This is a genomic window from Clostridium sp. (assembly GCF_036643715.1).
In the GTDB taxonomy this organism is placed as follows: domain Bacteria; phylum Bacillota; class Clostridia; order Clostridiales; family Clostridiaceae; genus Clostridium.
The window spans coordinates 1-12,519 of the sequence record NZ_JAVXRL010000072.1 but is presented as its reverse complement, the minus strand read 5'-3'; the positions used below and the strand labels follow the sequence as shown (position 1 = coordinate 12,519).

At 32.2% G+C, this 12,519-nt stretch carries 13 protein-coding genes; 12 read left to right on the top strand and 1 reads right to left on the bottom strand.

What is annotated here, in order from left to right; translation table 11 throughout:
* From RSF37_RS14110 to RSF37_RS14070, 9 genes are all read left to right on the top strand, one after another.
* Window positions 1-102, top strand: a 102-nt coding sequence (locus RSF37_RS14110) for an acyl-CoA dehydrogenase family protein (protein ID WP_332565026.1), incomplete at its 5' end; no start/stop codon positions are given.
* A 16-nt stretch (window positions 103-118) separates the two neighbouring features.
* The gene (locus RSF37_RS14105; RefSeq protein WP_332565025.1) at window positions 119-898 is read left to right on the top strand and encodes an electron transfer flavoprotein subunit beta/FixA family protein; all 780 of its coding nucleotides are present in this window, start codon (window positions 119-121) and stop codon (window positions 896-898) included.
* A 19-nt stretch (window positions 899-917) separates the two neighbouring features.
* Window positions 918-1,916, top strand: a complete 999-nt coding sequence (locus RSF37_RS14100) for an electron transfer flavoprotein subunit alpha/FixB family protein (protein WP_332565024.1) — start codon at window positions 918-920, stop codon at window positions 1,914-1,916.
* Window positions 1,917-1,950: 34 nt separating this feature from the next.
* Window positions 1,951-2,799 carry a 3-hydroxybutyryl-CoA dehydrogenase gene (locus RSF37_RS14095; protein ID WP_332565023.1) on the top strand — a complete coding sequence of 283 codons (849 nt, stop codon included), beginning with the start codon at window positions 1,951-1,953 and terminating at the stop codon, window positions 2,797-2,799.
* Window positions 2,800-2,951: 152 nt separating this feature from the next.
* On the top strand, window positions 2,952-4,142 hold the full coding sequence (locus RSF37_RS14090) for a phospholipase C (RefSeq protein ID WP_332565022.1): 1,191 nt from the start codon (window positions 2,952-2,954) through the stop codon (window positions 4,140-4,142).
* A gap of 131 nt (window positions 4,143-4,273) precedes the next feature.
* Complete coding sequence (locus tag RSF37_RS14085; protein WP_332565021.1) at window positions 4,274-5,164, top strand: sulfide/dihydroorotate dehydrogenase-like FAD/NAD-binding protein; 891 nt, start codon at window positions 4,274-4,276, stop codon at window positions 5,162-5,164.
* Window positions 5,164-6,555 carry an NADPH-dependent glutamate synthase gene (gene gltA, locus RSF37_RS14080; protein WP_332565020.1) on the top strand — a complete coding sequence of 464 codons (1,392 nt, stop codon included), beginning with the start codon at window positions 5,164-5,166 and terminating at the stop codon, window positions 6,553-6,555. Before RSF37_RS14085 ends, gltA begins: the two co-directional genes overlap by 1 nt.
* Before the next feature lie 232 nt (window positions 6,556-6,787).
* Window positions 6,788-7,195, top strand: a complete 408-nt coding sequence (locus RSF37_RS14075) for a C-GCAxxG-C-C family (seleno)protein (RefSeq protein WP_332565019.1) — start codon at window positions 6,788-6,790, stop codon at window positions 7,193-7,195.
* Window positions 7,196-7,220: 25 nt separating this feature from the next.
* A complete protein-coding gene (locus tag RSF37_RS14070) occupies window positions 7,221-8,117 on the top strand; it encodes a DNA-3-methyladenine glycosylase family protein (protein WP_332565018.1) in 897 nt (298 codons plus the stop codon).
* 29 nt (window positions 8,118-8,146) lie between these two features.
* On the opposite strand, the gene RSF37_RS14065 is transcribed toward RSF37_RS14070, so the two are convergent.
* The gene (locus RSF37_RS14065; protein WP_332565017.1) at window positions 8,147-8,437 is read right to left on the bottom strand and encodes an HNH endonuclease; all 291 of its coding nucleotides are present in this window, start codon (window positions 8,435-8,437) and stop codon (window positions 8,147-8,149) included.
* Window positions 8,438-8,584: 147 nt separating this feature from the next.
* Between RSF37_RS14065 and RSF37_RS14060 the strand changes: the two genes are divergently transcribed.
* The 3 genes from RSF37_RS14060 to groL all read left to right on the top strand — a co-directional run bounded on the left by RSF37_RS14060 (window position 8,585) and on the right by groL (window position 12,209).
* On the top strand, window positions 8,585-10,078 hold the full coding sequence (locus tag RSF37_RS14060; RefSeq protein WP_332565016.1) for a 4Fe-4S dicluster domain-containing protein: 1,494 nt from the start codon (window positions 8,585-8,587) through the stop codon (window positions 10,076-10,078).
* Window positions 10,079-10,285: 207 nt separating this feature from the next.
* Window positions 10,286-10,570 (top strand): co-chaperone GroES, encoded by a 285-nt coding sequence (groES, locus tag RSF37_RS14055; RefSeq protein ID WP_332565015.1) that lies wholly within the window; start codon window positions 10,286-10,288, stop codon window positions 10,568-10,570.
* 13 nt (window positions 10,571-10,583) lie between these two features.
* Window positions 10,584-12,209 (top strand): chaperonin GroEL, encoded by a 1,626-nt coding sequence (gene groL, locus RSF37_RS14050; RefSeq protein WP_332565014.1) that lies wholly within the window; start codon window positions 10,584-10,586, stop codon window positions 12,207-12,209.
* The last annotated feature ends 310 nt before the right edge of the window (window positions 12,210-12,519 follow it).

Genomic DNA, 12,519 nt, shown 5'->3' with positions numbered 1-12,519 from the left:
TACCCAGTAGAAAGAATGATGAGAGATGCTAAGATAACTGAAATCTATGAAGGAACTTCTGAAGTTCAAAAGATGGTTATCGCCGGAAGCAGATTAAGATAGGGGAGGGCTTTAAATAATGAATATATTAGTTTGTTTAAAACAAGTTCCAGATACAACAGCAGTAAAGATAGATCCTAAAACAGGAACACTTATAAGAGATGGTGTACCATCAATAATAAATCCAGAAGATAAGCATGCTTTAGAAGCTGCACTTCAAATAAAAGAAAAGAGCGGAGCGAAAATCACTGTAATAAGTATGGGACCTCCACAAGCTCAAAATGCTTTAAGAGAAGCATTATGCATGGGAGCTGACGAAGCAGTTCTTATAACAGATAGAGCATTCGCTGGAGCTGATACACTAGCTACATCAAAAGCTTTAGCTGGAGCAATAAAGAGATTAGATTATGATGTTATATTCGCTGGAAGACAAGCGATCGATGGAGATACAGCTCAAGTTGGACCAGAAATAGCAGAACATTTAGATATACCACAAGTAACTTACGTTCAAGGAGTTACAGTTGAAGAAGATGGATTATTAATAAACAGAGCATTAGAAGATGGATATGAATTAATAAAAGTTCAAACACCATGTCTTTTAACAGCAATTGAAGAATTAAACCATCCAAGATACATGAATGTTTCATTAATATTCGAAACAGCAGAGAAAGAAATTACTATATGGTCAGCAGATGATATAGATGTAGATAAAGCAGAACTAGGACTAAAAGGTTCACCAACAAAGGTTAAAAAATCAATGACTAAGGAAGCTAAGGGAGCTGGCGAATTAGTTAAAGAAGGTCCTAAGGACGCAGCTAAATATGTTATCGGAAAATTAAAAGAAAAACACTACATCTAAAATTGGGAGGTAAGTTAAAATGAATATAGCAGATTATAATGGCGTATGGGTATTTGCTGAACAAAGAGAAGGCGAATTACAAAAAGTATCATTAGAATTATTAGGCGAAGGTAGAAAGATTGCAGATAAATTAGGAGTTAAGCTAACAGCTTTATTATTAGGAAGTAATATTAAAGATTTAGCAGACACTTTAGGAGAACATGGAGCAGATGATGTTATAGTATGTGATAACAAATTACTAGAACATTATACAACTGATGGATACACAAAAGTTATTTGTGACTTAGCATCAGAAAGAAAGCCTGGAATATTATTCATAGGAGCTACTTTCATAGGAAGAGACTTAGGACCAAGAGTTGCAGCTAGATTATCAACAGGATTAACAGCTGACTGTACTCAATTAGATGTTGAAGTAGCAAACGGAGATCTTTTAGCTACAAGACCAGCATTTGGTGGTAACTTAATGGCAACAATCGCATGTCCAGATCACAGACCTCAAATGGCTACTGTAAGACCTGGAGTATTTGCAAAGGTTGAAGAAAAGAATGCTGACTTCATCGTTGAAGAAGTAGAAGTTAATTTAACTAGTGAAGATATAAGAACAAAAGTTATCGAAATAGTTAAAGAAACTAAAGAAATAGAAGATATAAGTGAAGCAAACTTCATTATAGCTGGTGGTAGAGGACTTGGAAGCAAAGAAAGCTTTGATAAACTTTACGAATTAGCTGAAGTTGTTGGCGGATCAGTTGCAGCTTCAAGAGGAGCTATAGATAAAGGATGGATAGAAAGAGATTACCAAGTTGGTCAAACAGGAAAAACTGTAAGACCTAACATATACATTGCTTGTGGTATCTCAGGAGCAATTCAACATGCTGCTGGTATGCAAGAATCAGATATGATTATTGCAATCAACAAAGATGAAACTGCTCCAATTATGAAACTTGCAGATTACGCAATCGTTGGTGATGTAAATAAAGTATTACCAGAATTAATTGCTCAATTTAAAGAAGTTCAATAAAACTTTCAACTTAAAATTAGAGGAGGGTATTTAAATGAAAAAGATATTTGTTTTAGGTGCAGGAACTATGGGCGCTGGTATCGTTCAAGCTTTCGCACAAAAGGGTCACGAAGTAATAGTTAGAGATATAAAGGAAGAATTTGTTGAGAGAGGAATTACTGGAATCAACAAAGGACTTACAAGATTAGTTACTAAAGGAAAAATGACTGAAGAAGTTAAAGAAGAAATTCTTTCAAGAATTTCAGGAACTACAGACATGAACTTAGCTGCTGACTGTGATTTAGTTGTAGAAGCTGCTATAGAAAACATGAAGATAAAGAAAGAAATATTTGCTGAGTTAGATAAGATCTGTAAACCAGAAACAATCTTAGCTTCAAATACTTCATCATTATCAATAACAGAAGTTGCATCAGCTACAAACAGAGCTGACAAAGTTATCGGAATGCACTTCTTCAACCCAGCTCCAGTAATGAAGTTAGTTGAAATCATAAGAGGAATAGCTACAAGCCAAGAAACTTTCGACGCTGTTAAAGAGCTATCAATACAAATCGGAAAAGAGCCTGTAGAAGTTGCAGAAGCTCCAGGATTCGTAGTAAACAGAATCTTAATCCCAATGATCAACGAAGCATCATTCATTCTTCAAGAAGGAATAGCTTCACCAGAAGATATAGATACAGCTATGAAATATGGTGCTAATCACCCAATGGGACCTTTAGCATTAGGAGATTTAATTGGATTAGACGTTTGTTTAGCAATTATGGACGTATTATACAGTGAAACTGGTGATACTAAGTACAGAGCATCAAACATCTTAAGAAAGTATGTAAGAGCTGGATGGCTTGGAAGAAAGACTGGAAAAGGTTTCTTCGATTACAGCAGATAGAAATAAAGATTTAATATATATATAATTAAGAGGTAATTTATTACCTCTTAATTTTAAAAAAAGACTTTTTTATTGTTAAAAGAGTCTTTTTTAATAATGCTAACTACAACTAGGTAAACGATTAACTAAAGATGAAATAAGGGGAAAATAATATGAATAAGAAGCTTTTAAAGATTTTATCTTGTACTGCATTAACGGGACTAATGTGTATAGGATATACTACTAATGCATATGCATGGGATGGCAAAAAGGATGGAACAGGGACTCATTCAGTAATTGTTACACAAGCTGTGAAAATGGTAGAAAATGATTTAGCAAAGGATGAGCCAGAAATTATAAGACAAAATTTAAAGATACTAGAAGATAACTTACATAAATTCCAACTTGGATCTACATATCCAGACTATGATCCAAATGCATATGATTTATATCAAGACCATTTCTGGGATCCAGATACTGATCATAATTTTTCTAAAGATAATAGCTGGTACCTTTCATATGCTGTTTCAGATACAGCAGAATCACAAGCTAGAAAGTTTACAGCCTTAGCTAAAAATGAGTGGGCTAAAGGTAATTATGAACAAGCTAGCTGGTATTTTGGACAGGCTATGCATTATTTTGGGGATTTAAATACTCCATATCATGCAGCTAATGTAACAGCAGTTGATAGTCCAGGACATGTAAAGTATGAAACATATGTAGAAGAAAGAAAAGATACATATAGACTAAATTCTACAGGTTTTAATACAGATGATTCCTTCTATAAAGATACATTAAAAAATACAAACTTTAATGATTGGTCAAAGAATTACTCAACTTATTGGGCAAAACAAGCTAAGAGCTTATACTATAGTCACTCAACTATGAGCAATAGCTGGGAAGACTGGGAGTATTCAGCTGTACATGCTGTTGGAAATGCACAAAAAGGAACAGCGGGATACATATATAGATTTATTAATGATGTATCAGAGGAAAGTATTACAGATGCAAATCTTAATGAATTAGTACTTGTTCTAAAAACTGCAGATGAGAAAGATGCTGGAACTAATGATTATGTTTATTTTGGAATAGAAACAAAAGATGGAAGAAAAGAGCAGTGGACATTAGACAATCCAGGAAATGATTTTGAAAGAAACCAAGAAGATACTTATACTTTAAAATTACAAGATAAGAACATTAAATATAGTGATATAAAAAGTATGTGGCTTAGAAAAGAAAAATTCACAGAGTTTAATGATGATTGGAAACCAAGCAATATTAAAGTAATTGCAAACGGTAAAACTCAATTAGATAAAAGCATAAATGAATGGATTTCAAGTGGTACAACATATACAGTAAAATAAATAATGATTTTTAAATAGGAACTCTCAATAAAATGAGAGTTCCTATTTTTTCGTTGCAAAGAAAAATGATTAAATGTTATAATTTATAAAAATGAGAAAAATTTAACAAAATGGTTAAGGGGGAAATTTATATGTTTAAAATAGTCAATAAGAGAATCCTTGCACAAAACTTATATCTTATGGATATTGAAGCAAAAAGAATAGCTAAATCTGCAAAACCAGGGCAATTTATTATTGTGAAAAATAATGAATTTGGTGAAAGAATACCACTTACTATTGCGGATTTTAATAAGGATTTAGGAACAGTAAGCATCGTATTTCAAGAGATTGGGGATAGTACAAAAGAACTTGCAAAATTTGAAGTTGGTGATTATGTAAGTGACTTTGTTGGACCTCTTGGAAGACCAAGTGAATTTATTTATGAGAACTTAGAGGATCTTAAAAAGCAAAATATTTTATTTGTTGGAGGAGGAGTTGGGGCAGCTCCTATTTACCCACAAGTTAAATGGATGAAAGAACATGGCGTAAATGTGGATGTTATTGTTGGAACTAGAACTAAGGAATTATTAATATTAGAAGATGAGATGAGAGAAGTTTCTGGAAATCTTTATATTGCAACTGATGATGGTTCATACGGTTTTAATGGAAGAGTTACTGATTGCTTAAATGATTTAGTCAATAATAAAGGAAAGAAATATGATCATGCAATAATTATAGGTCCCATGATAATGATGAAGTTTATGTGCAATTTAACAAAGGAACTTAACATTCCTACAACAGTTAGTTTAAATCCAATAATGGTTGATGGGACAGGCATGTGTGGTGCATGCAGAGTAACTGTTGGAGATGAAGTTAAATTTGCATGCGTTGATGGACCTGAATTTGATGGTCATAAAGTTAACTTTGATGAAGCTATGAGAAGAAGCGCAATGTATAAAACAGAAGAAGGTAGAGATATCCTTAAGGCAAGAGAAGGTGATACTCACCATGGTGGATGTGGACATTGTGGAGGTGATAAATAATGAATATGCAAGATAGAATGAAAAAAGTTAACGTTAAAGAGCAAGATCCTAAAGTGAGAGCTAGTAACTTTGAAGAAGTATGTTTAGGATATAACAAGGAAGAAGCAATTAAAGAATCTTTAAGATGTTTAAATTGTAAAAATCCAAAATGTGTTTCTAAATGTCCTGTAAGTATAGAGATTCCTAATTTTATAAATGAAATAAAAAATGAAAACTTTGAGGGTGCTGCAAAAGTAATAGCAAAAGATTCAGCACTACCTGCAGTGTGTGGAAGAGTATGCCCCCAGGAAAGTCAGTGCGAAGGTAAGTGTGTTCTTGGAATTAAAGGGGATGCAGTATCAATAGGTAAACTTGAAAGGTTTGTAGCTGATTTTTCTAGAGAGAATAACATTGATCTATCAGATAGAGAAGAAAGCAATGGAATAAAAGTTGCAGTTATAGGAAGCGGACCAGCTGGTCTTACTTGTGCTGGTGATTTAGCTAAAATGGGATATGATGTAACTATATTTGAAGCACTTCATGAAGCGGGTGGGGTTTTAGTTTATGGAATACCTGAATTTAGACTTCCAAAAGATACTGTAGTTAAAAGTGAAATTGAAAATGTTAAGAAGCTTGGAGTTAAAATAGAGACAAATGTTATAGTTGGAAGAACTGTAACTATAGATGAATTGTTTGAAGAGGAAGGATTTAAAGCTGTATTTATAGGATCTGGAGCTGGACTTCCAAAGTTTATGGGAATAGAGGGAGAGAATTCAAATGGAGTATTTTCTGCAAATGAATTTTTAACAAGAAATAATCTTATGAAAGCTTTTAAAGAAGGATATAGTACACCGATAAAGTCAGGTAATAAAGTTGCTGTTGTTGGTGGAGGAAATGTTGCAATGGATGCAGCAAGAACTGCATTAAGACTTGGATCAGAAGTTCATGTTGTTTATAGAAGAAGTGAAGAAGAGCTTCCAGCAAGAAAAGAAGAAGTTCATCATGCTAAAGAGGAAGGGGTAATATTTGATATTTTAACTAATCCAGTTGAAATCATAAGTGATGAGAATGGATGGGTTAAAGGGATGAAGTGTATTAAGATGGAACTTTTAGAAGCAGATGAATCAGGTAGAAGAAGACCAGTAGAAATTAAAGGATCTGAATTTATTATTGAGGTTGATACAGTAATAATGTCACTTGGTACATCACCAAATCCTCTTATATCATCAACTACTAAAGGTCTTGAAATAAATAAGAGAGGTTGCGTATCTATTCAAGAAGAGAGTGGACTTACTTCAAGAGAGGGAGTATTTGCAGGTGGGGATGCAGTAACTGGAGCTGCAACAGTAATACTTGCAATGGGTGCAGGTAAAAAAGCTGCGCTAGGAATACATGAATATTTAAGTAATTAATAAAGTATAGTAACTCAGTTATATAGATTAGTCGAGGGCTTGTCTGTATGGCTGAGTTTTATTATTTATTAATGTTATATATTGTTCTTTTATACTTAATTGTTGATAGATTTTATAAAGTATAGAGAAATAGAATATTAACAAATGGGAAAAGATAAAAGGGGTTATAATAAGAGAATTTATGGTATAATTAATAAAAGAAATTAATAGATAATGATTAGTAGGTGGACAAATGTTAGTTAATAAGGCAATAGAACTATGGGATAAAAAGTTTGATTTAAACTGTGCAGAATGTATATTATATGCAGCTAATGAAGAATATAATTTATGGTTATCAAAAGAAAGTCTTAAAATAATGGCATCTTTTGGTGGAGGTATGGGAATAGGAAGTACATGTGGTGCAGCAACTGGAGCTTTAGCAGTTATAGGAGTTATGTTTACTAATGATAGAGGACATGAAAGTCCTATAGTTAGAGAATTATCAGCAGAATTTATGAAACAGTTTCATGCAAGATTTGGAAGCCTAAATTGTACTGATATAAAAGGAAGTATAAATTCAGATGAGAAAACATGTACTGAGATGATAAGGGTATCTGCAACAATTTTAGAAGATATAATAAATAGAGAAAAGAAATTATAAAATACGATAGAAAAAGGTGATATATATGGATTTAAATAATGTTATTTATGAAGATAATAAAGTTATATTAGAAAAGGTTAAAAACTTTGATATTAAACAGATTTTAGAATGTGGTCAATGTTTTAGATGGGAAAAGAAAAGTGATGAAGATTACATAATAATTGCTTATGGAAGAGTAATAGAAGTTATCCAAGATGGGGATAAAGTTACAATATTAAATTCAAATGAAGAAGATTTTAAAAGTATTTGGTTTAAATATTTTGATTTAGAAAGAGATTATAAAAAAATAAAAGAAGAGCTTTCTAAAGATGAAATATTAAAACAATCAGTTGATTTTGGATACGGTATTAGAATATTAAATCAAGAACCATTTGAGCTTCTTATAAGCTTTATTGTTTCAGCTAGAAATAGTATTCCTTCAATTAAAAAGACAATAAAAAAGATAAGTGAAAGATGGGGAAATGAAGTATGCTATGATGGAGAAACTTACTATACATTCCCAACTCCATCAATGATAAAAGATGCAACAGAAGATGAAATAAGAGAAACTGGAGCATCATTTAGAAGCAAGTATATAGTTGATACTGTAGCTAGAGTGAATGAAGATTTGGAAAATGGCGAAGGTATATTTAACTTAGATAGAATAACATCATTAACAGATGATGAGTGTCATATTGCCCTTCAAGAATTTAAAGGTGTTGGTGCTAAAGTATCAGACTGTATTATGCTGTTTTCTATGAGCAAATATTCAGCATTTCCTGTAGATGTTTGGGTTAAGAGAGCTATGATGCATTTTTATGGTGCAGAAGAAGGATCACTTAATAAAATAAGAATATTTGCAAGAGATAAGTTTGGAGATTTATCTGGATTTGCTCAGCAGTACTTATTTTACTATGCAAGAGAAAATGGAATAAAACTTTAAATTTAAAGAGCTAACTTAAAGTTAGCTCTTTAGTAACGTCTATTTTTAGCCTTTTTTATTGGAATTATAGTCTCTCCAGGCATTTTTGTTATAAAGTTTAAATATTTCTTTATGTTTTCATCAGACTTAAGTCTTGGAAGTGAAAACAACCTTGCAGCTAGTTCTCTATTACTATATAGCGCATGGATTTGAGTGTGGCACATAGTACAAAACATAGCAGTATCATAATATTTACCACCACGTGCTTTTGGTATAAGATGATGTTCAGTTATACGTGGGACCTCTCTATTACATAATTCACAAATATGCTTTTCTAACATATAAATTCCCCCTTTTAAGAAATTTATATATGTATTATAACAAGAAAATATTCCTTTTTCAAAAGAATATTTTACTACTAAAAGTGTATATAAAAATTTACAAATATGGTAAAATTTAAGATGAATTAATTTTATTGTGGAGGTAGTATGTTTCAATTTGAAACTCAATTAAATAAGTTAAAGCACGAAGTATTAACGGAGGTAGCAAGACTTGCCAAAAATGATTTATTAACTAAGGAAGAAATAGAAAAAGTTCCTTATAAAATAATAAAAGGAGATAAGGCACTTTATAGATGTTGTATTTATAAAGAAAGAGCTATCGTACTTGAAAGAGCGAAACTTGCATCAGGATTTTTATCAAATGGAGATAGTGAGGAAGATTTACTTATTGATATAAGACCAGATGAACAAATAATTTATGTAATAGAAGCAGCTTGTGATAGATGTCCTATAAATAAGTTTAGTGTTACTGATTCTTGTAGAAATTGTATAGCTCACAAGTGTCAAAAGGCTTGTAATTTTGGAGCTATAACTTATGTTGCAGGAAGAGCATACATTAACCAAGAACTATGTAGAGAATGTGGAATGTGCAAGAAATCATGTCCTTATGATGCCATTTCAGAAGTTATGAGGCCTTGTAAACGAGTGTGTCCTACAGGTGCAGTTGATATAAATGCAGATGATAGAAGAGCTATAATAATGGAAGATAAGTGCGTTAATTGTGGAGCTTGCATGGCAGCCTGTCCGTTTGGAGCTATATCAGATAAAAGCTTAATAGTTCCAGTTGCAAAGAGATTAGCAAAAGGAAGGAAAATGTATGCTGTTGTTGCACCAACAATTGCAGGACAGTTTGGAAACAATATAACATATGGAAAAATCAAAAATGCAATGAAAAAATTAGGATTTGTGCATATGGTGGAAGCTGCTTGTGGTGCTGATGGAGTAACTGTTCATGAGTGTAATGAGTTTAAGGAAAGAATGGAAAAGGGTGATTCGTATATGACCAATTCATGCTGCCCAGCGTTTTTAACATATGTAGAAAATTTTTATAAAGATCAAGAGGTTCATATATCAAATACTGTATCTCCAATGATTGCAACAGGAAGATTAATCAAGAAGATGGATAAGGATGCGAAAGTTGTTTTTATAGGACCTTGTACAGCAAAGAAAAATGAAGCAGTTAAAAAGGAACTTAAAGATGCCGTTGATTATGTTATTACTTTTGAAGAACTAACAGCTCTTTTTGAAGCTTTTGATGTTGATCCAGTTAAATGTGATGAAGAAGAAGTTAATGATGCTTCAATTTTTGGAAGAGGATTTGGAGCACATGGGGGACTTACTGGTGCTATTGAAAGTTATATAAGAGAGAATAATATTAATGTTGAGTTTAAGCCTGTAAAAGTATCTGGGGGAAATGAAATTAAGAAAGCTATGGCTATGGCTAAAATAGGTAGGCTTAACGGTAATTTTATTGAAGGTATGATGTGTGAAGGTGGATGTATAAATGGAGCTGGAACTATTGTACCAGCTATGAGAGCTAAAGTTGTCTTTAATAGAATAAATAACTTAGGGATTAAGAAATCTATTTCTGATAATGATAGGTTAGATGAGTTTAAAGATATTAATTTAGAGAGAAAGTAGGATAGTATAGTAATAAGCTATAAATCAAAGGAAATTAGAGAAATATAGAAATATATTGCTCTAATTCGTTATAAATATAAAATTTTAGGTAAAAATATTTAAATAAATATTTGAATTAAAGAGATAGAAAAGATATTATTATATTATAATTAGCACTCTAACGTAGAGAGTGCTAAAAAGATTAATTATTGTTTAGGAGGGTTTAAGATGGCTATAAAACCATTAGGAGACAGAGTTGTTATTAAGAGAATGGAAGCAGAAGAAAAGACAAAGAGCGGAATAGTTTTAACTGGAACTGCAAAGGAGAGACCACAAGAGGCAATAGTTGTTGCCGTTGGACCTGGAGCAATTTCAGATGGAAAAAGAATTGATATGGAAGTTAAAATTGATGATAAAGTACTTTATTCAAAGTATGCAGGAACAGAAGTTAAAGTTGATGGAGAAGAATTTATAATATTAAAGCAAGACGATATACTTGCAGTAGTGGAGTAAGGGGGATTTTATAATGGCTAAGATGATTAAATTTGGTGAAGAATCAAGAAGATCAATGCAAATAGGTGTTGATAAGTTAGCAGATACAGTAAAGGTAACACTTGGACCTAAAGGAAGAAATGTTGTTTTAGATAAGAAATTTGGATCACCACTTATAACAAATGATGGTGTTTCAATTGCAAGAGAAATAGAACTTGAAGATCCATATGAAAATATGGGAGCGCAACTTGTAAAAGAAGTTGCAACAAGAACAAATGATGTTGCAGGAGATGGTACAACAACAGCAACACTTTTAGCTCAAGCTATAATTAGAGAAGGGCTTAAAAATGTTACAGCAGGAGCCAATCCAATGCTTATAAGAACTGGTATTAATATGGCAGTTACTAAGGCAGTTGAAGAAATTAAAGAAATATCAAGACCAGTAAGTGGTAAAGAAGATATAGCAAGAGTTGCAGCAATATCAGCAGCTGATGAAACAATAGGACAGCTTATTGCAGATGCTATGGAAAAAGTAGGAACAGAAGGTGTTATAACTGTTGAAGAATCAAAATCAATGGGAACAGAACTAGATGTTGTTGAAGGTATGCAATTTGATAGAGGATACGTATCAGCATACATGGTTACTGATACTGAAAAGATGGAAGCAATCTTAGATAATCCATATGTTCTAATTACAGATAAAAAGATTACAAACATACAAGAAATACTTCCAATATTAGAACAAATAGTTCAAGCAGGAAGAAAGCTTGTAATTATAGCAGAAGACATTGAAGGCGAAGCTATGGCAACATTAGTTGTTAATAAATTAAGAGGAACATTTACTTGCGTAGCTGTTAAGGCACCAGGTTTTGGTGATAGAAGAAAAGAAATGCTTCAAGATATTGCAGTTCTTACTGGTGGAGAAGTTATATCAGAAGAACTTGGAAAAGACTTAAAAGAAGTATCTTTAGAGAGCTTAGGTCAAGCTGAAAGCATTAAGATAACAAAAGATAGCACAACTATAGTAAATGGAAAAGGATCTTCAAATGAAATAAAAGCAAGAGTTAATCAAATAAGAAGTCAACTTGAAGAAAGTACTTCAGAATTTGATAAGGAAAAATTACAAGAAAGACTTGCTAAATTAGCTGGTGGAGTTGCTGTAGTTAAAGTTGGTGCTGCAACAGAAACTGAACTTAAAGAAAGAAAGCTAAGAATAGAAGATGCTTTAGCTGCAACAAAAGCTGCAGTTGAAGAAGGAATAGTACCAGGTGGTGGAACTGCTTACGTTAATGTATTAAATAAGGTAGGAGAGTTAACATCTGATGTTTATGATACTAAAGTTGGTATTGATATTATAGTAAGAGCTTTAGAAGAACCAATGAGACAAATTGCAACAAATGCAGGTGTTGAAGGTTCAGTAATAATTGAAAAGGTTAGAAATAGTGAAGTTGGAATTGGATATGATGCTTTAAGAGGACAATATATAAATATGATTAAAGCAGGTATTGTTGATCCAACTAAGGTTACAAGATCAGCACTTCAAAATGCTGCATCAGTAGCATCAACATTCTTAACAACAGAAGCGGCAGTTGTGGATATTCCAACTAAGGAAGAACCAATGTCAGCTCCTGGTGGAATGGGTATGGACGGAATGTATTAAAATCTAACAATTTTTGTTAAAAAAGAACTCTATGGAGACATAGGGTTCTTTTTTTATACTTTAAATTAAGTTTGAAACAAAAGTTAATGAGAATTTTAACGTAATATTCATAAAGTGAATAAAGATTACATATAAAGGTAGCTACAAACGGCGTGGTTGTCGAATTCGAGGGATAAAAAAATAAAGTAAAATCTTTGAATATTTTGTGAACTGATGTATAATAATAGGAGATAGAAAATAATGGTTGGTGAAATTTATGAAAACAAAAATGAGATTAGGAGACATATTAGTTCAAGCAGGTAAGATAACT